The following is a 270-nucleotide window of genomic DNA, read 5'->3' as shown; positions in this document are numbered from 1 at the left end:
CGATAGACCAATTGTCTTGAGGAGCGCCTGTATCAAGCTGCTCTCGGCAACCGAAGCTGACCCGCGGAAGTCCCATCAGCACGAGTTCAACGGTGTCGCGCAGCTCGAGCAGATATTCGGAAAGGAGAGCTTTGAACGAGAGGCCGTCTTCTCGTTGAGGGGGGAGGCCATCACTGACAGAGCAAAAGTCACCTGGTACGACGCTCGGAGGAAGCATCCAACGCGATCCGAACACCGTCTTTATTTTCGGGAAAATAAGGTGATGGCCCG

General features: G+C 55.6%; 1 protein-coding gene. It reads right to left on the bottom strand.

What is annotated here, in order from left to right; translation table 11 throughout:
* On the bottom strand, positions 1–217 hold a 217-nt coding region (locus SB751_RS30790), incomplete at its 3' end, for a hypothetical protein (protein WP_410749124.1).
* Positions 218–270 lie beyond the last annotated feature (53 nt).

Source organism: Cupriavidus sp. SIMBA_020, assembly GCF_046535395.1.
Taxonomy (GTDB): domain Bacteria; phylum Pseudomonadota; class Gammaproteobacteria; order Burkholderiales; family Burkholderiaceae; genus Cupriavidus; species Cupriavidus campinensis.
Note: the sequence above shows the minus strand (reverse complement) of the source record. Positions and strands in the feature narration are given on the sequence as shown.